We start from the raw sequence: 20,608 nt of genomic DNA on the forward strand, positions 1-20,608 counted from the left end.
GCTCCGGCCCTCTAGCAGGACCGCGTCCACCAAGTAGCGCCCTCGAGACATCACGCACCTCCCAGCGTTGCTGGGTGTCCACTATGTCCCGAGACACCTGTCCTCTATGTGCTGAACTCGCACACCCTCGGGTCCACCACCCCTGAGTTCGTGATAAGCGCCTTAAGAGAGACCCAGCTTGGTTGCTCTGCCGGCCGACTGGGAAATAGAGCAGAGCTAGGCCATCGCCTCAGCCGGGTCTCGGCGACTGTGGATCGGGTTCGCATGAGCCGCCTTCACTAGGCCCGTCTCCGCCTCTGTGAGTCAGGTGCTATGATCGGTACGTTCTGATGAATGAGAAAGTTCTGCACATGACCGCTGAGCAGCATGCTTTCGTCGAGGACATGGGCCAGCTCATGACTGGCTGGGGTATCGCCCGGAACACCGGCCGGATCTGGGGCTACCTCCTCCTCCACCAGAGGCCGGCCAACCTGGACGAGATAGCAGGTGAACTGGAGATCGCGAAGAGCGGCGTCAGCGTGGCGACCCGGCAGCTCGTGCAGCTCGGGCTGGCCCGGGGGATCGGCGAACGCGGCAGCCGGCGCCTGCTCTACGAGGCGCTGTCCGACCTGGAGGGCATCTTCGCCGCCCGCAACGCGGGGCTGATGGCGCTTCTCCAAACGCTGCGGCAGGGCGCCGAGGCGGCCGCAGCCGGCGTTGGCAAGGAGCGATTGTCGGCGATGGCGACCATGGTCCAGGAGTTCGTGGACATGGTTCCGACACTGCTCAGACAGCTGCGCGAGATGCGCGATACGCCTGACAGGAAAAAGGCATGACGAGCGCCATCCGCACAGATGCGCTGACCAAGGACTACGGAGCCGGGCGCGGGCTGTTCGACCTCGGCCTGGAGGTCGCGGAGGGCGAGGTCTTCGGCTACCTGGGGCCGAACGGCGCCGGCAAGACCACCACCATCCGTCTCCTCATGGGCCTCGCGCGGCCGACCCGAGGCTCGGCCACGATCTTCGGGCTTGACTGCCAGTCGCAGGCGGTCGAAGTGAAGCGACACGTGAGCTACGTCCCTGGCGAGCTACCGCAATTTGGTTCGCTGCGGGGCCGAGAGGTCATCTCCTACCTGGGCGCCATGGCGGGCGGCGTCGACCAGGTCCAAGTCAAGCAGCTCAGCGAGCGCCTGGAGCTCGACTTGAACCGGCGCTTCCGCGAGTACAGCACAGGCAACAAGAAGAAGCTCGCCCTGGTGCTCGCCTTCATGAACCGCCCTCGGCTGCTGATCCTCGACGAGCCGACAAGCGGCCTCGATCCGCTCAACCAGCAGCAGTTCTACTCCCTTGTGCATGAAGTGCGGCAGGGCGGGGCGACTGTCTTCCTGTCGTCCCACGTGCTCTCGGAGGTCCAGCACGTCTGCGACCGGGTGGGCATCATCAGGGGCGGCAGGTTGGTGAAGGTCGCCAGCCTGGAAGAGCTGCACGAGATCCGCATGCACAGCGTCGAGATGGAATTCGACGGCGGGGTGCCGGTGGAGGCGATCCGGGCGGCGGAGGGCGTCGACGAGGTGACGGTGCAGAACCAGCGCCTCCGCTGCGTCGTGCACGGCAGCTTCGAGCCGCTCCTGGCCGCCATCTCACGCGCGCGCGTCGTGAATCTCACCAGCCACGAGCCGAGCTTGGAAGAGATGTTCCTGGTGTACTACGCGGGAACCGAGAAGGAGCCGGTGGCTCAGCCATGCTGAGATACGCGTTTCGCCTTCACCGCTGGGGCATGATCGGGTACTCCCTGGTAGCCGCCTTCTCCACGTACGTGCAGAGCTCCGCCTTCGAGCAGGCGGCGGGCGCCACGCCGGCCAGCCGTGCCGCCTTTGCCCGCAGCATGGGCGCGCTCGCCGCCCAGCTCAGCTACCTGCTGCCGCCTCCTCACCGGCTGGACACGCTTGCCGGCTACGTGGCATGGCGGTCGTATGGCAGCCTGCCGCTGATCCTGATGGTGTGGGCGATAGCGTCCGCCGCGGGAGCCGTCCGCGGCGACGAGGAGAAGCAGCTGGTCGACAGCTGGCTGGCTCAAGGCGTCTCGCGCGCCCGGTTGGTGGCCGGGCGGCTGGCGGCCTTCGCAGCCGCGTCGTTGGTCGCATGCGCTGTGGGCGGCGTCTTTGCGCTGCTGGGCGCGGCTCGGGTGGATCCGCTGGGTCTGGGCCCCGTGGCCGGTCAGACGCTCGCGCTCTGGCTGTTCGCCGTCACCTCCTTCAGCCTCTGCTACCTGGTAGCGCAGCTCGCCTCGACCACACGAGGGGCGCAGGCGGGTGGAGCGGCCCTGATGATGGTCCTCTATATCTGCAACGTCCTCGGCCGGACGCAGCACTCGCTCGACTGGCTGGCATGGGCGTCGCCGTTCAGGTGGTACGACGCCACCGACGTGCTCCCTCCCGGTGGGCACCTGGACGTGGTAGGCCTCGTGCTCAGCCTCGCCACCGCCCTCGCCGCCGCCGTCCTGTCAGCGCTCGCGTTCGCCCGCCGCGATCTCCGACGTCCACTGTTTCCGCGGCGGGTCAGCACCCGCCGCGCGAGGCAAGCGGCGCCGTCGCCGCTGCTGACCTGGCCGGTGGGACGGCTCCTCTACCGCCAGCGGTCGGTACTGCTCGGCTGGGGAGCGATCGTCGCAGTACTGGCGGTCTTCATGGTGTCGCTGGCGCGGGGAACCGTCGACAGCTTGAATGGGCTGCCGGCGATGCACGCCTGGCTCACTCGTGGCAGCGGCGGGGATCCCTATCGCGGGTTCATCGCCACCTTCTGGTTCGGCATCGCCCAGCTGCTGCTCGCCGGCTTCGCCATCCACATTGTCTCCATCTGGGGCGCTGACGACACCGAGGGCATCCTGGCCGCAGAACTTAGCACCCCGCGGCATCGCTGGGCGGTCCTCGCCGAGCGCGCGGTAGCGGCGGTCTTCGGGATCGCCCTGCTCGCGGCAGCCGGATCGCTGCTGACGGGGATCGCGGCCGCCGCCTCCGGCACCAGGCTTGACGCCGCCGGCGTCTTCCAAGCCTCGTGGCTGCTAATCCCCTTCGCGCTCACCTTCGCGGCGGTCGGCGCCGTCGCCGACGCCGAGTGGCCGCGGGCGGTGGTCGGCGTGCTGGGCGCGCTCGCGTTCCTCAGCTACATGATCTACGAGCTGGCCCCGCTCCTGAACTGGCCGAGCTGGCTTTCCAACCTATCTGTGTTCCAGCTCTACGGGACTCCCCTCCTGACGGGCGTGAATTGGGCTGGCCTCTGGGCGATGCTCGCCATCGTCGTCGTCGGCTTTGGCCTGGCGACGGTGCTGATGCAGAGGCGGGAGGTCGTCACCTAAATCGGGCTGGCGCGGCCGGCCCTGAGAGTCCGGCTAGGGGACGTTGGTCCCGGAGTGCCCTGGCTCAGAGACACGAGGGGCACTATCATTTGGCCTGGAGCCGAGTTTCGGCCGAGCCGGTTCCCCCGAGAAAGGGCTAGATCGGCCGCATGCGATCCAGGGGAGGAGTCGATGGCAACTGAGCTCAAGGTTCTGCAGGTATCCCTCGAGGACAGGCCGGGAGCCCTCGCCGACGTCGCCGGCGCGATCGCCGCGGCGGGAATCAACGTCGAGGCAGTGCTCGCCTATTCGGTCGGCGGCCAGACGGAGGCGCACTTGGCATTCGTCGATGGCGAGGCGGCCAGAAGCGCCCTGGAAGGCGCTGGGCACCGGGTGGCCGGCGAGCGCAACGCTTTCGTGGTCCAGATGGAGGACCGGGTGGGAGCTCTGGCTGAGCTGACGCAGCGACTCGCTGGCGCAGGCGTGAACCTCTCTCTCACTCACCTCGCCACGAACAATCGGCTCCTGCTCTCGGCCGACGACGAGGGAACCCTGCGCTCCCTGGTGTAGCCGACCGGCGGGACCTCCAGTGGGCACCCTTGACAAGAGCGGCGTCAGGGGCGAACGCTAGTCAGACGGGGAATGTTGGCGGCGAGTCTGGCCGCAGGTAAATGTTCGATGAGGCAAGAGATTGCCCAGGTCGAGTTAGCTGAGAGGAGCGAGGCACATGGCGGTGGAAACGAAGATGCGCAAGTTCATGAACGATCCGGCCAACGTGGTGAAGGAGTCACTGGCAGGACTGGCTGCCGCGCACCCCAACCTGCTGCGCTACGACTCGGCCGCCCAGATAGTCGTCCGCAAGGACGCCCCCAAGCAGGGCAAGGTGGCTTTGATTTCAGGTGGCGGCTCCGGGCACGAGCCCCTTCACGGCGGCTTCGTCGGGCTCGGCATGCTCGACGCCGCCTGCCCGGGTGAGGTCTTCACCTCACCGGTACCTGACCAGATGCTCGCAGCCACCAAGGCAGTGGACGGCGGGGCCGGCGTCGTCCACATAGTGAAGAACTACACGGGCGACGTGATGAACTTCAAGATGGCCGCGGAAGACGCCGCCGACGACGGCATCAAGGTCTCAGCGATAGTCATCGACGACGATGTGGCGGTGCAGGACTCGCTCTACACTGCCGGCCGGCGCGGCGTCGGCGCCACCGTCCTGGCTGAGAAGATCGCAGGCGCCGCGGCCGAGAGCGGTGCTGATCTGGCCACTGTCAGTGACACCGTGAAGCGCGTGAACGAGAGGGCGCGCTCCTTTGGCGTGGCGCTCTCCTCCTGCATCCCGCCCGCCGCCGGCAAGCCCATCTTCGACCTGCCCGAGGGTGAGATCGAGCTGGGCATCGGCATCCACGGGGAGCCGGGCCGGCGCCGAGCACAGCTGGGCACCGCCGCCGAGGTGGTCGACGTCATGGTCGAGGCGGTGATGAGCGACCTGAAACCGAGCCGGGGCAGCCAGGTACTGGCTTTCGTCAACGGGATGGGCGGGACACCCTTGATCGAGCTGTATCTGCTCTATGCGGAGGTGGACCGCAAACTCCGAGCGGCAGGCGTCGAGCCCGTCCGCAACCTCATCGGGAACTACATCACCTCACTCGAGATGGCAGGAGCGTCCCTGACAGTGCTCCACCTGGACGATGAACTGCTCAAACTCTGGGACGCACCGGTTCACACCCCCGGCCTGCGCTGGGGAGTCTGAGCGACCGAACAGCCGATGGATGGCGCCACCGTTAGATCCTGGATGCGCGAGATCGAGAGTTCGGTTCGAGCGCAGCGCGACTATCTGACCCAGCTTGACTCAGCGATCGGCGACGGCGACCACGGCACCAACGTGACCAGGGGCTTCGCGGCGGTGGTCGAGGCTCTGGATGGAGAGAAGGACGCACCGCCCGGCCGGTTGCTGATCCTGGCGGGCCGGACCCTCGTCTCGACGGTCGGCGGGGCCAGCGGTCCGCTCTGGGGATCGGCGCTGCGCAGCGGTGGACGGGTGCTGGGTGATTCGCCCACCTTCGATGGCCAGCAGGTTGTGGAAGTTCTGGCTGCTGCCCTGGCATCGATCAAGGACCTCGGCGCCGCGGCGCCGGGAGACAAGACGATGGTCGATGCCTTGGAGCCGGCCGTCGAGAAGCTGCGCGGCGAGGTTGCTGCCGGAGCGCAGCCTGCGGCCGCGCTGGCCTCGGCGGCCGCAGCCGCTGAGGCGGGCATGGAAGCGACTATTCCTCTGCAGGCACGAAAGGGCCGCGCGTCCTACCTGGGCGAGCGGTCGATCGGCCATCAGGACCCTGGCGCCACCTCGACAGCTCTCATCCTGCGTGCCCTGGAAAGGGCTGTAGCGGCCGGCTCCTGATGCCAGAGCGGACCCTCACCGGGTTCGCTGCCGCTCCTGGGCTGGCGGCAGGGCCGGCAGTCCTGCTGGCTGCGAGTGGCGCCGATGATCGAGTGACAGTTCCCCCCGAGGGCCGCCAATCACAGCTTGACGGTGCCCAGCAGGCGTTGGCGGCTGCTGCCGCTCAGCTGGAGCGAATTGCCGGCGACCTGCGCCAGGAGGGACGGGCCGCCGAAGCGGAGATCGTGGAAACCGGCGCCTTGATGGCTCACGACCCTGGCCTGGAAGCAGCAGTTTGGGAGCTCGTCCTGAAAGGAGGCCTGACCGCAACGTCGGCCATCAGCCAGGCCGCGGAGGCGGCCGCGGCCCAGCTGGCAGCGCTGCCCGACCCGATGCTTGCCGAACGCGCTGACGACGTCCGCAGCCTCGGCCGGCGGGCGGCCACCATCGCTGCCGGCGGCACCGACGAGCGAGCGGCCGGGGTGCTGGTCGCGGCCGGCCTCGGTCCCGCCGATGTCGCCGAGCTTGGTCCCCAGGTCCAGGGAGTGGCTCTCGCCGGTGGCGGGGTGACTGCCCATGCGGCCATCGTGGCGCGTTCTCTCGGCCTGCCCATGGTGGTCGGACTCGGGCCGGAGGTGCTGGATTTGGTGGAGGGCGAAACGATAGTTGTCGACGGCAGCCTGGGCCGGCTTGTCCGCCACCCGGATCCGGAGCGCCTCTCTCAAGCCCGCTCGGAGCGGGAGCGGCGAAACCAGGCTCGCGCCACAGCGGTCGCCCGGCGTCTGGAGCCGGCAGTCACGCTGGACGGGCGCCGGGTCAAAGTACTGGCCAACGCCTCCAGCCTCGCCGAGGTGCGCGAAGCCCTGGAACAGGGCGCCGAGGGCGTGGGGCTGTTGCGGACTGAACTTCTCTTTCTGGCAGCCCAAGCCTGGCCTGACATTGAAACGAGCTTTCGCTTCCTCGCGCCGCTGTTGGCAAGCCTGCAGGATCGTGTCGCCACTGTCCGGCTCTTCGACTTCGGGGGCGATAAGACGCCGCCCTTCCTGACCGGCGCCAAGGGCCGCGGCGTTGAGCTGCTGCTCGAGAACCCGGCGGCCCTCCGCGACCAGCTGGAGGCAATCCTTCGAGCTGCCCAAGCGGTCGAGCTGCGAATCCTGGTCCCCATGGTCACGCGTGTCGAACAGGTACTCGCGGTCCGCCAGGCGCTCGGCGCGGTGCTCGGTGATCGGCGACCGCCAGCACTGGGGGCCATGATCGAGACGCCCGAGGCGGCCCACCGCGCGCTTGAATTCGCCAGTCAGCTGGACTTCCTGAGCCTGGGCACGAACGACCTGACCCAGCTGGCCCTGGGGCTCGACAGGGAAAGCTCAGGCACTTCGCCGGCCACTCACCCAGCAGTCTTGCGGCTCATCGATGCCACCATGCAGGCGGGGCGGGGAGCCGGCATCCCAATCGAGGTCTGCGGCGAGGCAGCCTCGGACGCCGGCGCCATGCCCGTGCTGGTGGGACTCGGCGCTGATGAGCTGAGCGTGGGCGCGGCCAGAGTTGGCGAGGTTCGAGAGGCGCTGCGAAGTCTGAACTTCGCTGCCTGCCAGGAGTCGGCCCAGCAGTACTTACTCGGCCAGACCGGCCACGCAGGCGGCGAGAGCCTCTAAAGCCGGCGCGGCGTCTGGACCTTCCGCGCTGAGTCGCAAAGGCGTACCGCCCGTCGCGCCGAGCGCGAGCACCGCCAGGATGCTCTTGGCGTCGGCTGCCTTCGCTCCCGCCTCGACCCGAAGGCTGGACTGGAAGCGCATGGCTGTCTTGACGAAAAGGCCTGCCGGCCGGGCGTGCAGCGCGACGCTCGCCGGGAGCGTGACTTCGAGCTCAGAGCTTGCGGGCACCCCGCGCCTCCTCCGCCGCCTGCAGCACGACTTCCAACGGCTGGCTCGTGGAGGAGATGACCGCCGCAGCGACAGCGCCCTCCACCAGAGGTGCGTCGGCCAGCCGCACCTGTCCGTTCGCCGCGTCTTCCAGGAGGTGCCTCACTGTCAGGATGGAGCTGCCCAGGTCGGCCAGCACAACCACTCCGTCGCCGGCCTCAGCCCGGTCGATCGCCGCCTGCACCGCATCCCCGCTGGTGCCGAGGCTGCCCTCGGGACCTCCGCCCGCGGCCTCGATTCGAACGTCAGGACCGGCCACCTGGGCGGCCAGGTCGGCCAGCCCGCGGGCCAGCTCAAAGCTGTGTGAGACCAGGACTATGCCCACCAAAGTTTCGTACTCCCAGACCGGGTAGCTGCAGCGACCGGCAGTCTACAGCGCGAACACCACTTCAGGCGGTCATTGGGCTGGAGGTAGCGACACCACCAGGGCTGCTGCCAGCAACGCGGCGGCGACCAAACCCGCTTCCAGGCGACGGCGGCGAAACGCGGCAACCGCCGCCGCCCCGGCGACTGCTGTCATCTTGAGAACCACCGCCCAGCCGTAATTGCTGGGCAGGAACCTCACCAGCGGCAGGGCGTCGTGGAAGTAAGCCAGCAGGAGCCCGCTCGCGACAGCCATGCCGGCGGCTGGCACGGCGACCCGGCCGAAGCGGCGATCGGGCGCGAGGAGAAAGGCAACCAGTCCGCCGGCCCACAGCGACATGGCTGCGACGTGGATGGCGTCGAGGGTCTGACCAACAATGGGCTGCCCTGACAGGGCATGGTCGGTAGTGCCATCGATCAGCGCCATCACTGCGCCCAGAGGCAGAATCGGCCAGGGCGATTCCACCGCCAGCAGCGACCAGAGCAGCAGCGCGCCGCCGACACGGAGCGCCAGGAGCCGCCCGAAGCCTGAGCCGAGGACTGAGAGGGCGGTGTCAGTGTCCAGCGAGAGGCTCACCAACTGGGCGAGCAGACCCACTGGCTCGGCGGCCAGCAGCAGCGCGACACCCACCAGCACCAAGCGCCAGAGGCGCCGCTCCCTTCTCATCAGCGCGAGATAGGCGGCTCCGCCGAAGGCGAGAGCGTAGCCGGCGAAGTGAAGCCAGCGCGCGAGCGTCTGCAGCGCGAGGCCGAGCGGGGTGGTCGTGCCCACCTCTGCCCCACTCAGCAGGCCCAGGTAGCGGTTCCCGCTGGTCTTGATCACGCTGAAAGCGAAAGCACCCCGGGAGGGATGAGTATCTGCAGCCAGCACCTGCCAGCTCACGACGTAAGTGCCAGGCTCGCTCGCCTCGACGGGCGCGATGAGCTGGAAGCCTTGGGGCCAAGCCTGGCCGCCCACCTCTTTGCCCGATGGCGCGTAAACGTGGATTCCGTGCCCTGCCGGCGAAACAGTCTCGCTGAAGCTCACAGTCACTTCGGCAGGTGGGCTGCTGAGCAGTGCCCCGGGGGCTGGATAGTTGCCAGTCAGCTGGGCGTGGGCGAGGACGGGAAGAGGCGCGAGAGCACACGTGGCGGCCACGGCAGCGACCAGCAGCCGGCGCGACCAGTTCAGTGTCCCGCGCCAGGACACTCAGGAGAAGGCCGGCTGCTCGATTGGCGCCGGCAGGCCTTTCGGCTCCACCCTGCTTCGCGAGACCCGCAGCACCAGGCCTGCCGCCACCAGGCAGAGAAGACCTGATGACATGAAGGCCAGCTGATAATCGCCGAAGAACGTTCTGACCGCCCCGGCGGCGAATGCTGCCGAGGCAGCGCCGAGTTGGTGCGAGGCGAAGATCCAGCCGTAAACGACCGGCATGTCACGCGGCCCGAAGACGCGCCGAGCCAGCTGGACGGTGGGCGGCACAGTGGCCACCCAATCCAGCCCGTAGAAGACTATGAACAGGACCAGGCCGAAGTACCGCGACCCGAAAGCGTAAGGGAGGAAGAGAAGGGAGAGCCCGCGCAGCGCGTAGTAGCAGAAGAGCAGCCTGCGCGAATCAAAGCGGTCTGTCAGGTAACCGGAGGCCAGCGTGCCCACCACGTCGAAGACGCCGATGACGGCCAGGAGGCTCGCAGCTGTTACCTCGGCGAGTCCATGGTCCATGGAGGCAGGGATGAGGTGGGTGCCGATCAAACCGTTCGTGGAAGCCCCGCAGATGAAGAAGCTCGCCGCCAGCAGCCAGAAATCGCGCGAACGCACACCGAGCCGCAGACCGCGGATGGCGTTCCGGATGGGGCCGCCGCTGACCGCCGGCCCGACTGGTTCCGCTTCCGTCCCCCCGTAGGGCAGGAGACCCATGTCCGCCGGCCGGTTGCGAAGGACCAGCGCAACCAGCGGGACCACCGCGAAGGCGGCAATGCCGACGGTGATCGCTGACCATCTCCACCCGACATTCTGCGCAAGCCAGCCCAGGAACGGGAGGAAGATCAGCTGCCCGGTTGCCCCGGCCGCTGTCAGCGCGCCCAGCACCAGACCGCGCCGCTTTACGAACCAGCGGCTGGCGACTGTTGCGGCCAGCACCGAGGCGATGGTTCCTGTGCCCAGCCCCACCACCACGCCCCAGAGCAGATAGAGCTGCCAGGGCGCCGTCATGGAAACCGTCAGCAGTGAGCCCGTCGCCACCAGGGCGAGGGCGGCGACCACCACTTTGCGCATTCCAAAGCGCTCCATCAGGGCGGCCGCGAAGGGCCCCGTGAGGCCGAAGAGGATGAGGTTGATCGAGACGGCGCCGGCGATGAGCGCACGGTTCCAGCCGAACTCGGTCTCCAGGGGCACTATCAGAACCCCAGGAGTGGAGCGGAAGCCGGCTGCGCCCATCAGGGCGATGAAGGTGACTGCCGCGATCGCCCATGCGTAGTGGATCCGCCTCATCAGGGCTGAGCACTGAGGCGCGTGACCCGGGCCATGCTCAGGCTGCCTGCTTCATGGGCAGGGATGGTCGCACTCAATGCCGTCCCGTGTCGCGCACCTCCAGGAGTCACTGCGCGTTCACAACCAGGACGCCAGACACCCTTGTTCCCAGGCGGCTGGGGCTGTTAGGCTCGTCAGGTAGCTTGCGGGCATCAGTTTTGGAGGAAGCCATGCCTGAGCTCAGCGCCGAGCGCGCCAACACATTCATCTGGGCCGATCTGGCCTGCCCCGATCTGCCGGCCGCCCAGCGGTTCTACGGGGAGCTCTTCGGCTGGTCCGCCGCAACCAGCCCTGATCCGGCTGCCGGTGGCTACGGCTTCTTTCAGAAAGATGGGGACACCGTGGCGGGCTACGGCCAGGCCGGGGCCGGCCAGCCCACCGCCTGGTCGGTATACGTGGGGACCCAGGACGCTGAGGCCACGGTCCAGAAGGTTCAGGCGGCGGGCGGCAGCGTGGTTGTGCCACCGTTTGACGTCCTGGACCAGGGCCGGACGGCCGTTTGCCACGATCCGGAGGGAGCATTTTTCGGGCTCTGGCAGCCCTTCCGGATGGCCGGCACCGATGTGAGCGGCAAGCCGGGGACTATTGGCTGGCACGAGCTGCAGACGCGCGACTGGCGTGGAGCCGTGCGATTCTATCCCCAGGTCTTCGGCTGGGGCCATCACGAAGGCTCTTACGGGGATGGGGTCTACATTGAGTGGAAGCGGGGCGAGAGCCAGGTTGGCGGCTGCTTTCCGATGCCCGCAGGCGTGCCGGCCGAGGTGCCCGCATACTGGCTGATCTACGTAGCGGTCAGCGACTGCGACGCCAGCAGTGGCAGGGTTTCCGAGCTCGGCGGCCAGGTGATGGTCCCGCCCACCGACATCCCTGGCACCGGCCGCTTCGCACTCTTCCAGGATCCGCAAGGAGCTGCCTGCGCCGTGATTCAACTCACCCGGTAGGCTGGTCGCCCTTCGGCGCCATCCGGTGCCGCCGATCCTGTAGGTTCCGGCTGTGACGTCACGCGCCGGCGAGAGAGCAGACGCGGTGAAGGCGGACGCGGCGCCTGAATACCACCGGGAGCCAACCTGGCCGGCAGCCGTGGCGGTCGTCGTGGCGCTCGCCCTGCAGCTGGCGCTGCCGGAGAAACTTGTCTACGGCCCGCGTTGGCTCATACCGGTGCTGGAAGGTGTCCTGCTCCTGCCCCTGCTGATCGGATCCCGCTACAGGCATCACCGCGAGTCGGCTCTCGCCCGCCTGCTTTCGCTGACGCTCACCGCCGTGATCAGCCTGGCCAACCTCTACTCCCTCATCCAGCTCGCGTACTACTTGATCCACGGGGGGAAAGCTGCCGGTCAGGAGCTGATCCTTTCCTCGATTCTGATCTGGCTGACCAACGTCATCATCTTCGGTCTCTGGTACTGGGAGATCGATCGGGGCGGGCCGGGCGCGCGGACCCGTGAGGTCCTGCAGCCGCCCGAATTCCTCTATCCCCAAATGATCAACCCCGAGGTGACCGGTAAGGGTTGGCGGCCGGCTTTCCTCGACTACATGTACGTCTCTCTCACCAACGCCACCGCCTTCAGTCCCACCGACACCATGCCGCTCTCGCAGCGCGTCAAGAGCCTGATGGGAATCCAAGCGCTGGCTTCGCTGATCACTGTCGCGTTGGTCGGCGCCAGGGCCGTGAACATCCTCAGCTGACAGACCACGCGACGACCCTACTCAGTCGTCCCAGATGGCGTTGTGGACCTCGGGCTTTATGAGGTACTGGGTCGTGGTGTGGGCGTTCAGGTAGCCGACCAGAACTCCCGTCGGTATCTCGCACGAGGCGGTTGTGCTCTGACCGTTGCCAACCGGCGAGACGTCCGCGAGGCAGGAGGCGATTTCGTCATTCCCGCTCCCCTGAAAGTGGATCTTCAGCGTGGACTTGGTTCCCGCCCGCTGGGGTCCATTCTGGTTCGTCAGGTTGAAGCCCTCCCGACAGGTGGCGTTGCTGCTGCTGCACTGGGGCAGCGCGGCTCTACCCGAACTCACGTAGCGAGCGGGCAGGGTGGCCGGGTCGCTGGGATCCAGTACGTCGGTGCTGGGATCCTGGAAGGTGATGGAATCGTCGTAGGCGACTGATGCAGTGAAGGTTTCCCAGTCAACCGTCGCAAGCTTCTCCACCCGCACCAACCGAGCAGGGCTGGTTTGCGTGACGTATAGCGTGCCCGGCTGGGGTGCGCTGAGCGGAAGCGCCTTCACCTGGGTGCCGGGCACGCTGGTGACCTTGCCCTTGCTCAGATTCTTGGGTCGCAGTCTGTATTCACTGGCAAATTCGTGGGGCAGCAAGGACTTGAAAGCGCCCGCCTCGCTGCCGGTGACCAGCTTGGTCCAGTAACCGTTCAGGACCTTGGCCTCAGGGGCGTGGCCGGCCTGCCGCCAGTAGCCCGCACTTGCCTTGACGAAAACCGGGCTGCCGGTGCTGGAGATGAGTTCGATGGGTCCGTTGTCAGCGGTGAGCGTCGCGTGGAAACCCTGGCCCTGCAGGTCGATGCTGCCGCCGGTGACGTTGCCGAAGGCAGCCGTGTGGCCGACAACTTCAGTCAGCCGGATCCCCTTGGCCCTGTCGTAGCCGTTGATGGCTTCAGTGAAGTACTGCGAGGCGGGTTTGTCGGGCACGGGCGTCGGTTTGTGCTGCCCGATCGGCAGGCCGGGCAGTGCGCAGGCGCTCAGGCAGACGGCCAGGACGGAGAGCAGCACAGCAAGCCGAGCCGACATCGGCTCTCTAGGGTAGCGGCGTCAGAGGCCCGACGCCGGGCCGGCGCCGGGCGCCTCTAGGCTGTACCTTCAGCGCAAGTGAGGTGAGGCTTTGGACAAAGAGGTAACCGTCCAGCAGCACGGCAGCACGCCCGGAGACCTGCGTTTCCATGTGCGTTCCCGGCGCTCGAAGCTGCCCCGCACCCTCGGCGCCCCGGCCCTCTTCTCCGCCTGCTACGGCAACGTCGGCTCCAGCATCTACTACGGCCTTGGCGTCACCGCCGCCTTCGCGCTCGGCCTGACGCCCCTGGCGCTGATCTTGGCCGGTTTCATCTTCGTCACGACAGCCCTCAACTACGCGGAAGGCACCACAGCGATTCCTCACGCCGGCGGTTCCTCCAGCTTTGCCCGGCGCGCTTTCAACACGCCTGTGGGCTTCATCGTCGGCTGGATCCAGCTCCTCAACTACACGGCCACAGTGGCCATCTCCTCCTACTTCGCCATCGGCTACCTCGGCGTCTTCGGCCAGTACCTGGCGTTCTTCAAGCACATCAGTGACCCCACCTGGCACTCGCTGGCCGCCGTGGCTCTGACCGGCTGCTTGGTGGTCGTGAATGTCATAGGTATTCAGGAATCGAGCTTGATGAACCTGATTCTTTCCCTGCTGGATCTGGGGACGCAGCTGGTCCTCGTAATTCTGGGCGTGGTGCTGCTCTTGAACCTCTCCACTGTCATCCACAACATCCACTGGGGAGTCGCGCCAACCTGGGGCCACTTCCTGTCCAGCATCTCCATCGCCATGGTCACCTACACAGGGATCGAGACCATCTCCAACATGTCGGAGGAGGCGAAAAACCCCAGCCACGCAGTGCCGCGGGCGACCTATGCGGTCATCGTCGCCGTCCTCTTCGTCTCCGCCTTCCTACCAACCATCGGCATGAGCGTCTTCCCAGTGCACATGGACGCTCACGGAGCCTTCAGCACCGAGCTGGCGACCACCTGGAAAGGTGATCCGGTGGCAGGCATAGTCACCTTCTTCCAACCTCACGCGCTGGCTTTCTGGGCAGGCATCTGGGTGGCCATCCTGGCCTTCACGATTCTGGTCATCGCCACCAACGCGGGCCTGATAGGCATCTCGCGACTGAGCTACTCGCTGGCCACCAACGAGATGTTTCCCTCAGCCTTCGGCAAGCTGCACACGCGCTTCAAGACCCCCTACGTCTCAGTCATCGTCTTCGGCGTCGCGGCCGCCCTGCTCATCCTGCCGGCGCAGATCGACCTCATGGCCGCCGTCTACTCGCTGGCCGCCACCTTCGCCTTTGCGGTGGCGCACCTGGCGGTGATGCGCCTCCGCTTCGTCGAGCCGTTCCTCCGCCGTCCCTACCGGATGCCCTTCAACATCCCGTTTGGTCGCTCCAGCATCCCCGTGCTTTCGATCCTGGGAGCGGTTGCCATCGGGTCGGTCTTCACCCAGCTGCTGCTGGAGAACGTGAGCAACTCGACCTTCATCTATGTCGGCTGGCTGCTGGCTGGCGGACTGAGCTATGTGGCCTACCAAAGGGTCCACCAGCGGTCGATTTGGGAACCGCTCGCTTCTCCGCCGAGGGCTGCCCGGCGGGTGGCTTTCGTAGCGCTCGCCGCCGCTCCCCGCCCGATCGAGCGCGTCCACGTCGGTCATCGTCACGTGCGCGTGCACGACAGCAGCGGGCAGCTGCCGCTGGGCACTCACCACAGGCTTCGCTACTTCGATCCGGACAGCCACAGACTGGGCAGGACCGCCTATCGGGGGCTGGTGCTCGCGATCGCAGCGGTTTTCGCCGTGCTTGCGCTCGCCTTTGATCTCTCGCCCTACGACCCCTTCGGGCCCGGCCTGGGCTGGTCACCCGGCGTCCTCTTGGTCATCGGCCTGTCGGCTTACCTGCTCTACCGCGGCCGGGGCGAATCACACCGGATCCCACCACCTCCCGGCGAGCTGGAGTTCTAGCCTGGCTGGGACCTTTCGGGCGGCTGGTGGTCCAGCGCTGGCGGGCGGCCCTGGGCACCCATGCCCCCGTCGACCTGGATCACCTGGCCCGTGATGTAGGAAGCGTCGTCGGAGGCGAGGAAGGCCACAGCCGCAGCGATGTCCGCGGGCTGGCCTGGCCGGCCGAGCGGCGAGAGTTCGCCCTTTGGACTGTAGCTCTCAGTCTGCACAATGCTGGGAGCCACGGCGTTGACCCGGATTCCCAGCGGCCCGAGATCGAGGGCCGTGGTGCGGGTGAAAGCTTCGATTCCGCCCTTCGAGGCGTCGTAGGCCGCCATCTGGCGATGCGCCCGAGTGCCGCCCCAGGAGCTCATGTTCACTATGCTGCCGCGCACACCGGCCCGAGCCATGTGGCGAGCGACTCGCAAGGTGGTGAGGTAGACACTCTTCAGGTTGGTCCTGATCACTTTGTCCCAATGCTCCTCGTCCATGTCGAGGAAGTAGCAGACGGGGGTCGCCCAGCCGGCGTTGTTGACCAGGATGTCGAGCGTTCCATAGCTGTTGAGTGCTGTCTCGAGAAGCCTGTCAGCGGTCTCGGCGAGACCGATATCGCCCGCCACGGTCACCACCTCGGCGCCACCCTGGCGAAGCTCGTCGGCGACAGCTTCGACCTCGTTCTGCTCCAGCGCCGTCAGGACCAGCCGGCAGCCCTCCCGGGCCAACCGCCGGGCGATACCCTTGCCGATCCCTCGGCCGGCGCCGGTGACGATCGCCACCTTTCCCTCCAAACCCGCCAACTCGATGCCCCTCCCTTACTAATGAGATAGGTCGACAGTGATGCTCTTGGTCTGGGTGAAACCGTCCAGCATGCCTTCCAGCGAGAACTCCCTGCCCAGCCCGCTCTCCTTGTAGCCGCCGTAGGACTGCCCGATGATCTGACCGCCGCCGCGGTTCACCTGGACCCAGCCCGACTCGATTGCGTGGGCGGTGCGAAGCGCCCGGCTCAGATCCCGGCACCAGACAAACGCGGCCAGACCGTAGTGGCTCCGGTTCGCCATCTCGATCACCTTCGCCTCCTCAGACCAGGGAATCGCGACCAGGACAGGACCGAAGATCTCCTCTCTGGCCAAGCGCCAGTCATTGCTCGAGCTCTTGAAGAGTGTGGGCTGAACGAAGTTGCCTTCGGCCAGCGCTCCCTCCTTCGGCGGCGGGCCGCCCAGCAGCAGCTCCGTGCCCTTGGTGTCGATGCCCTCTTCGATGTACTGGCAGACCTTCTTGAACTGCTTCTCGTTGATGATCGCGCCCATGTCAGTCTCCTCGGCCAGCGGGGAGCCGATCTTCAGTTCCTTCAGCTGGCTGATCAGGCGGTCCAAGAAGGAGTCGAAGATGGACTCGTGCACGAAGAGCCGGGAGCCGGCTGTGCAGGACTGTCCCTGGCGGGTGAAGCGCATGCCGAGCATGACTCCCGCCGCCGTCTTGTCGTCGTCGGAGTCAGGAAAAACGATTGCCGGACTCTTGCCGCCGAGCTCGAGCGAGACCGGCAGAATCCGGTTTGCCGCCGCCCTCATGATCGACTTTCCCACGTCGGTGGAGCCTGTGAAGGAGAGTTTGGCGATGCCAGGATGGTTGGCAAGAGCCGCGCCGCACTCCTCCCCGTAGCCGGTGATGACGTTCAGCACACCTGGCGGCAGATGGTCCTGGCACAGCTCGGCCATGAAGAGCACGCCCAGCGGCGCGTCCTCCGCCGCCTTCAAGACCAGCGTGTTGCCGGCGGCCAGCGCCATCGCTATTTTGAGCGCGCTCAGCTGCACCGGCGAGTTCCAGGGCACAATGCCGGCGACCACTCCCCAGGGCTCCCGGACCGTGTAGCTGACGTAGTTCTCACCCAGGGGAACCGTGTCGCCCTTCAGCTCACCGGCCAGGCCGCCGAAGTAGCGGAAGATGTCGGCTGCCGTCTTCGCCTCTGGCCGCGACTGCGTCCGGATGGCGTTGCCCGTCTCGCTGGCGATGAGCCGGGCCATATCTTCACTTCGCTCGCCAAGAGCCTCGGCGATTTGAACCAGCGCTTTGCCGCGCGCCAGCGGCGCGGTGGAGCGCCAGCCGGGGAACGCTCCTTGCGAGGAGCGGACAGCCAGGTCCACATCAGCCTCCCGGGCTCGCGGCACCCGGGCGATCAGCTCGCCGTGCTTGGCGGGATTCATGACTTGCAGCTCCTCGCCGTCGTGCGCTGGGAGCCATTTGCCGTCGATCAGCATCGCCTCGTGAATGCCGCGCAGCTCGGTCTGGGTCCCAATAGCCATCTGACTCCTCCTGCTATTCGCCGGTGTAGTGGCGGTCGGCCACCACCAGCGCCTCGTCGATGATCTCCAGCCCCTGCCTCACCTCGGCGACGCTGATGGTGCACGGCGGCACGACGTGCATCCGGTTGAAGTGGATGAAGGGGTAGAGTCCCCGCTCTTTGCAGGCAGCCGCCAGCTCGCTCATGGGCAGGGCCGCCGCACCCGCCGCGTTGTAGGGAACCAGCGGCTGTCGCGTTCGCCGATCCCTGACCAGCTCCAGCGCCCAGAAGACACCCAGCCCGCGCACCTCCCCGATCGAAGGATGGCGCTCGGCCAGTGCTCGCAGCTCAGGGCCGATGACCTCCTCGCCCAGGTCGCGGGCGTGCTCCACGATTCCCTCCTCTCGGAAGATGTTGATCGAGGCGACAGCCGCGCCGCAGGCCAGCGGATGCCCTGAATAGGTGAGGCCGCCGGGATAGGCGCGATCGGCGAAGGTGGCGGCGATGGCGTCAGAGATAATGACGCCGCCAAGCGGAACGTAGCCTGAGTTGACGCCCTTCGCGAAGGTGATCAGGTCGGGTGTCACGCGCCAGTGATCGACGGCGAACCACTCGCCGCAGCGGCCGAAACCTGCCATCACCTCATCGGCGATCAGGACAATGCCGAACTCATCGCAGATCTCGCGCACCCCCGCCAGGTAGCCGGGCGGTGGGACCAGGATGCCGTTGGTGCCGACCACCGTCTCCAGGATGAGAGCTGCAAAGCTCTGCGGGCCCTCGAAGGCGATTACGTCGCGCAGGTGCTGCAGCGCGCGCTCCGATTCCTCCTCCTCGCCCGAGGCGTGGAAGGCTGAGCGATAGGCGAAGGGCCCCCAGTAGCGGACCACGCCCGGGATCCCCGGTTCGTTGGGCCAGCGCCGGGGATCACCTGTCAGGCTGATGGCCGCGGCAGTGGCCCCGTGGTAGCTGCGGTAGGCGGCCAGCACCTTGCTGCGGCCGGTGTGGAGACGCGCCAGCCGCAGCGCGTTCTCGTTCGCCTCTGCGCCCCCGTTGGTGAAGAAGACGTGGTTCAAGTCCCCCGGCGCCAGCTCAGCGATCAGTCTGGCTGCCTCGGAGCGCGCGTCGTTGGCGAAGGCCGGAGCGATGGTGCAGAGCTTGGCGGCCTGCTCTTGAATGGCAGCCACCAGTTTGGGATGCTGATGTCCGATGTTGAGGTTGACCAGCTGGGAGGAGAAGTCGAGGTAGCGCTTGCCCGCGTAATCCCAGAACCAGGAACCCCGGCCGCCCGCGATCGGCGGCGGATCCACCTTGGCCTGGGCGGACCAGGAGTGGAAGACGTGGGCGCGATCGGCCGCCACTACAGCGGCGCCGGCCTCAGGATCAGGCGTGAAGTCCAGCATCAGCGGCCTCCCCTGAGCCTCGGGCAGTGACTCCACCGAGTCAGGTTAACTGAGGCTGACTGAGGCAGCCCTGCTCGCTGTCGTTTTTGGCTGACGCACCGCAGCTTTCCTGGTTATGATCGCAGTGAGAAAGCTGATGCCTCACTATCAGGTTTGCTTTGCTGGAGGATCGATCATCGAAGGAGCTGGGCGTGGAATCGGATGACAGAAGCGCAGTGCCGGAGGAGGTCCGGGTCCTCCTGGTGGAAGACGACGAAGCGGTCGCCGAGATGTACAAGCTGAAGCTCGAGCTGGATGGCTACCTGGTCCAGGTCATCGCCGACGGCGAGTCGGCTGTGCGCTCGGCCCAGGCCGACCCGCCCGACCTGGTCTTCCTCGACGTGCGCCTACCTAAGATGGACGGCTTCGAAGTGCTGCAGGCGCTGCGTAGGGACGAGCGCACCAAGCACGTGCCGGTGGTGGTCCTCTCCAACTACGGCGAGCAGGAGCTGGTGGAGCGGGGTCTGAAGCTGGGTGCTCTCGAGTACCTGATCAAGAGCCAGACGACGCCGGGCAGGGTTTCGGGCGGGGTGCCGAGCTGGCTGGCCTCGCCGCCGCCCGAAAACGGGCCCGGGACCCCCGACGAGGGGGGCAGCGCTAGCTAGCCAGGCGTCTAGGTCTCCTCCTGCTCGGGCGCCGGTTCGTACTCGGTCAGCTCCCGCTCCTCCTGCTCGCCCTCGCGCGGCGCGGATCGATCGGGAACGTGGTCGCCGGCAGGAGGCGAGACCCCCTCGCGATCGCTGGTCATGAACTCACCCTACCGGGCTCTACGCCCCAGCGAAAGTCCCAGCGTTCGCCCGGCTGTAGGGTGCGCGCCGTTCCCTCCTGCAGTGCGTTTGGGGCGCAGGTCATGGGTTCGATGGCAAGCGAGCGGCGCTGCTCCGGGTGCGGCAGCACGTCACCGCTGAAGACCATGATGTGGTCGAAGGCGGCATCCATCCAGACTGTCAGCTGACCGCCGTCCGAGGCGCTGAGCCGCGCCCGGGCCAGGCCATCGTCGCCGCGGCTGAGACCCGTGAAGGCGGTGTCCAGTTTCAGGGCTCCAATCAGGCGCGGGCGGCGGAAGTCGAAGTCGCTGCCCGCCAATTCCTCCTCGGTGCCGGTCGGAATTCCCTGCCCGTCCAGCTGGAGCCGCCGCTCGGCTGGAAGCTCCAGCGTCCAACCGTCAACGGGGGCCGCCCCCACTCGAAAGTAGGGATGGAAGCCGGCCCCGAAGGGCAGCGCGGCGCTCCCGTTGTTGAACACCTCGCTCGCGACAGTGAGGCCCTGCGGGGAAAGTGAGTAGGTGACAGTCGTGGCCAGGCTAAACGGATAGCCGTCGCGGGGCAGCAGCTGATGTGTCACTGAGACCGAGGCCGGCTCGGCGTCCAACAGCTGCCAGGTGTCCCAGCGAACCAGCCCGTGAAGCGCAGAACGCTTGTCCGGCTCGGATATCGGCAGCTGATGCTGCTCTCCCCCGAAGGTGTAGCTGCCCGCGCGGAGCCGGTTGGGCCAGGGCATCAGGATGTGGCCGCGGGCAGCCGTGCTCATCTCGTCAGGGCCGAAGTGATCCAGGTAGGAGCGGCCTGCCACGCGATAATCGCGAAGCGCGCCGCCGGCCTCAACGACGAATGCCTCCTGGTCGCCGAAGCTGACGCGCCGCTCGGCCCCGTTCGGCGAAAGCCGGCTGGTCACGCAGCTGACGCTACGCGCAAGGCCCCGGGCACGCGGCCGTAGTTATAGCAGGA

Annotated in this window: 21 protein-coding genes; 11 read left to right on the forward strand and 10 right to left on the reverse strand. The window is 67.1% G+C overall.

All coding sequences use genetic code 11. The annotated features are described in order from the left end of the window. The first annotated feature begins 329 nt into the window (after positions 1-329). The 7 genes from ACR2MZ_RS12780 to ACR2MZ_RS12810 all read left to right on the forward strand — a co-directional run bounded on the left by ACR2MZ_RS12780 (position 330) and on the right by ACR2MZ_RS12810 (position 7,341). The gene (locus tag ACR2MZ_RS12780) at positions 330-815 is read left to right on the forward strand and encodes a GbsR/MarR family transcriptional regulator (RefSeq protein WP_434005422.1); all 486 of its coding nucleotides are present in this window, start codon (positions 330-332) and stop codon (positions 813-815) included. Next, positions 812-1,726: an ABC transporter ATP-binding protein gene (locus tag ACR2MZ_RS12785; protein WP_434005423.1), complete on the forward strand. Its 915-nt coding sequence runs from the start codon at positions 812-814 to the stop codon at positions 1,724-1,726. Before ACR2MZ_RS12780 ends, ACR2MZ_RS12785 begins: the two co-directional genes overlap by 4 nt. Continuing rightward, positions 1,720-3,333: an ABC transporter permease subunit gene (locus ACR2MZ_RS12790; RefSeq protein ID WP_434005424.1), complete on the forward strand. Its 1,614-nt coding sequence runs from the start codon at positions 1,720-1,722 to the stop codon at positions 3,331-3,333. The genes ACR2MZ_RS12785 and ACR2MZ_RS12790 overlap by 7 nt, the downstream gene beginning before the upstream one ends. A gap of 171 nt (positions 3,334-3,504) precedes the next feature. Continuing rightward, on the forward strand, positions 3,505-3,882 hold the full coding sequence (locus ACR2MZ_RS12795) for an ACT domain-containing protein (protein ID WP_434005425.1): 378 nt from the start codon (positions 3,505-3,507) through the stop codon (positions 3,880-3,882). Between the two features lie 175 nt (positions 3,883-4,057). Then, on the forward strand, positions 4,058-5,059 hold the full coding sequence (gene dhaK / locus ACR2MZ_RS12800) for a dihydroxyacetone kinase subunit DhaK (protein ID WP_434005476.1): 1,002 nt from the start codon (positions 4,058-4,060) through the stop codon (positions 5,057-5,059). Positions 5,060-5,101: 42 nt separating this feature from the next. Further along, the gene (dhaL, locus tag ACR2MZ_RS12805) at positions 5,102-5,707 is read left to right on the forward strand and encodes a dihydroxyacetone kinase subunit DhaL (RefSeq protein ID WP_434005426.1); all 606 of its coding nucleotides are present in this window, start codon (positions 5,102-5,104) and stop codon (positions 5,705-5,707) included. Next, positions 5,707-7,341 (forward strand): putative PEP-binding protein, encoded by a 1,635-nt coding sequence (locus ACR2MZ_RS12810; RefSeq protein WP_434005427.1) that lies wholly within the window; start codon positions 5,707-5,709, stop codon positions 7,339-7,341. The genes dhaL and ACR2MZ_RS12810 overlap by 1 nt, the downstream gene beginning before the upstream one ends. Here the strand turns inward: ACR2MZ_RS12810 and ACR2MZ_RS12815 are convergent. The 4 genes from ACR2MZ_RS12815 to ACR2MZ_RS12830 form a co-directional block, all read right to left on the reverse strand. Continuing rightward, positions 7,300-7,569 (reverse strand): HPr family phosphocarrier protein, encoded by a 270-nt coding sequence (locus tag ACR2MZ_RS12815; protein ID WP_434005428.1) that lies wholly within the window; start codon positions 7,567-7,569, stop codon positions 7,300-7,302. The two genes, ACR2MZ_RS12810 and ACR2MZ_RS12815, sit on opposite strands and share 42 nt — an antisense overlap. Then, positions 7,553-7,933 (reverse strand): dihydroxyacetone kinase phosphoryl donor subunit DhaM, encoded by a 381-nt coding sequence (dhaM, locus tag ACR2MZ_RS12820; RefSeq protein WP_434005477.1) that lies wholly within the window; start codon positions 7,931-7,933, stop codon positions 7,553-7,555. Before dhaM ends, ACR2MZ_RS12815 begins: the two co-directional genes overlap by 17 nt. A 72-nt stretch (positions 7,934-8,005) precedes the next feature. Then, on the reverse strand, positions 8,006-9,160 hold the full coding sequence (locus ACR2MZ_RS12825) for a copper resistance CopC/CopD family protein (protein WP_434005429.1): 1,155 nt from the start codon (positions 9,158-9,160) through the stop codon (positions 8,006-8,008). Beyond that, entirely contained in the window at positions 9,161-10,441 is a 1,281-nt protein-coding gene (locus tag ACR2MZ_RS12830) for an MFS transporter (protein WP_434005430.1), read from the reverse strand. It lies immediately after the preceding gene. Positions 10,442-10,650: 209 nt separating this feature from the next. Here ACR2MZ_RS12830 and ACR2MZ_RS12835 point away from each other — a divergent pair, with 209 nt between their 5' ends. Together ACR2MZ_RS12835 and ACR2MZ_RS12840 are read left to right on the forward strand one after the other, a co-directional pair. Beyond that, positions 10,651-11,421: a VOC family protein gene (locus ACR2MZ_RS12835; RefSeq protein WP_434005431.1), complete on the forward strand. Its 771-nt coding sequence runs from the start codon at positions 10,651-10,653 to the stop codon at positions 11,419-11,421. Between the two features lie 52 nt (positions 11,422-11,473). Further along, positions 11,474-12,163, forward strand: coding sequence for a hypothetical protein (locus ACR2MZ_RS12840; RefSeq protein ID WP_434005432.1), 690 nt, complete (start codon positions 11,474-11,476; stop codon positions 12,161-12,163). 21 nt (positions 12,164-12,184) lie between these two features. On the opposite strand, the gene ACR2MZ_RS12845 is transcribed toward ACR2MZ_RS12840, so the two are convergent. Next, the gene (locus tag ACR2MZ_RS12845) at positions 12,185-13,222 is read right to left on the reverse strand and encodes a hypothetical protein (RefSeq protein WP_434005433.1); all 1,038 of its coding nucleotides are present in this window, start codon (positions 13,220-13,222) and stop codon (positions 12,185-12,187) included. 91 nt (positions 13,223-13,313) lie between these two features. Here ACR2MZ_RS12845 and ACR2MZ_RS12850 point away from each other — a divergent pair, with 91 nt between their 5' ends. Then, positions 13,314-15,185, forward strand: a complete 1,872-nt coding sequence (locus tag ACR2MZ_RS12850; RefSeq protein WP_434005434.1) for an APC family permease — start codon at positions 13,314-13,316, stop codon at positions 15,183-15,185. On the opposite strand, the gene ACR2MZ_RS12855 is transcribed toward ACR2MZ_RS12850, so the two are convergent. From ACR2MZ_RS12855 to ACR2MZ_RS12865, 3 genes are read right to left on the reverse strand one after another with little or no spacing between them, the layout of a single operon-like run. Next, the gene (locus ACR2MZ_RS12855; RefSeq protein WP_434005435.1) at positions 15,182-15,961 is read right to left on the reverse strand and encodes an SDR family NAD(P)-dependent oxidoreductase; all 780 of its coding nucleotides are present in this window, start codon (positions 15,959-15,961) and stop codon (positions 15,182-15,184) included. The two genes, ACR2MZ_RS12850 and ACR2MZ_RS12855, sit on opposite strands and share 4 nt — an antisense overlap. Before the next feature lie 18 nt (positions 15,962-15,979). Then, positions 15,980-17,464, reverse strand: a complete 1,485-nt coding sequence (locus tag ACR2MZ_RS12860; RefSeq protein WP_434005436.1) for an aldehyde dehydrogenase family protein — start codon at positions 17,462-17,464, stop codon at positions 15,980-15,982. 13 nt (positions 17,465-17,477) lie between these two features. After that, on the reverse strand, positions 17,478-18,842 hold the full coding sequence (locus ACR2MZ_RS12865) for an aspartate aminotransferase family protein (protein WP_434005478.1): 1,365 nt from the start codon (positions 18,840-18,842) through the stop codon (positions 17,478-17,480). A 191-nt stretch (positions 18,843-19,033) separates the two neighbouring features. Between ACR2MZ_RS12865 and ACR2MZ_RS12870 the strand changes: the two genes are divergently transcribed. Next, complete coding sequence (locus ACR2MZ_RS12870) at positions 19,034-19,486, forward strand: response regulator (protein ID WP_434005437.1); 453 nt, start codon at positions 19,034-19,036, stop codon at positions 19,484-19,486. Positions 19,487-19,494: 8 nt separating this feature from the next. Here ACR2MZ_RS12870 and ACR2MZ_RS12875 read toward each other — a convergent pair whose 3' ends face one another. Next, the gene (locus ACR2MZ_RS12875) at positions 19,495-19,629 is read right to left on the reverse strand and encodes a hypothetical protein (RefSeq protein WP_434005438.1); all 135 of its coding nucleotides are present in this window, start codon (positions 19,627-19,629) and stop codon (positions 19,495-19,497) included. Beyond that, positions 19,626-20,555 carry an aldose 1-epimerase family protein gene (locus ACR2MZ_RS12880; RefSeq protein WP_434005439.1) on the reverse strand — a complete coding sequence of 310 codons (930 nt, stop codon included), beginning with the start codon at positions 20,553-20,555 and terminating at the stop codon, positions 19,626-19,628. The genes ACR2MZ_RS12875 and ACR2MZ_RS12880 overlap by 4 nt, the downstream gene beginning before the upstream one ends. Between the last annotated feature and the right edge of the window lie 53 nt (positions 20,556-20,608).

This window comes from Candidatus Dormiibacter sp. (assembly GCF_050999135.1).
GTDB lineage: Bacteria > Chloroflexota > Dormibacteria > Dormibacterales > Dormibacteraceae > Dormiibacter > Dormiibacter spiritus.

Excerpts from the sequence above, each read along its gene's own strand:
- ACR2MZ_RS12780 (WP_434005422.1), top strand. The coding sequence starts at position 330 with ATGAATGAGAAAGTTCTGCACATGACCGCTGAGCAGCATGCTTTCGTC.
- ACR2MZ_RS12785 (WP_434005423.1), top strand. The coding sequence starts at position 812 with ATGACGAGCGCCATCCGCACAGATGCGCTGACCAAGGACTACGGAGCC.
- ACR2MZ_RS12790 (WP_434005424.1), top strand. The coding sequence starts at position 1,720 with ATGCTGAGATACGCGTTTCGCCTTCACCGCTGGGGCATGATCGGGTAC.
- ACR2MZ_RS12795 (WP_434005425.1), top strand. The coding sequence starts at position 3,505 with ATGGCAACTGAGCTCAAGGTTCTGCAGGTATCCCTCGAGGACAGGCCG.
- dhaK (WP_434005476.1), top strand. The coding sequence starts at position 4,058 with ATGCGCAAGTTCATGAACGATCCGGCCAACGTGGTGAAGGAGTCACTG.
- dhaL (WP_434005426.1), top strand. The coding sequence starts at position 5,102 with ATGCGCGAGATCGAGAGTTCGGTTCGAGCGCAGCGCGACTATCTGACC.
- ACR2MZ_RS12810 (WP_434005427.1), top strand. The coding sequence starts at position 5,707 with ATGCCAGAGCGGACCCTCACCGGGTTCGCTGCCGCTCCTGGGCTGGCG.
- ACR2MZ_RS12830 (WP_434005430.1), bottom strand. The coding sequence starts at position 10,441 with ATGAGGCGGATCCACTACGCATGGGCGATCGCGGCAGTCACCTTCATC.
- ACR2MZ_RS12835 (WP_434005431.1), top strand. The coding sequence starts at position 10,651 with ATGCCTGAGCTCAGCGCCGAGCGCGCCAACACATTCATCTGGGCCGAT.
- ACR2MZ_RS12845 (WP_434005433.1), bottom strand. The coding sequence starts at position 13,222 with ATGTCGGCTCGGCTTGCTGTGCTGCTCTCCGTCCTGGCCGTCTGCCTG.
- ACR2MZ_RS12860 (WP_434005436.1), bottom strand. The coding sequence starts at position 17,464 with ATGGCTATTGGGACCCAGACCGAGCTGCGCGGCATTCACGAGGCGATG.
- ACR2MZ_RS12865 (WP_434005478.1), bottom strand. The coding sequence starts at position 18,842 with ATGCTGGACTTCACGCCTGATCCTGAGGCCGGCGCCGCTGTAGTGGCG.
- ACR2MZ_RS12875 (WP_434005438.1), bottom strand. The coding sequence starts at position 19,629 with ATGACCAGCGATCGCGAGGGGGTCTCGCCTCCTGCCGGCGACCACGTT.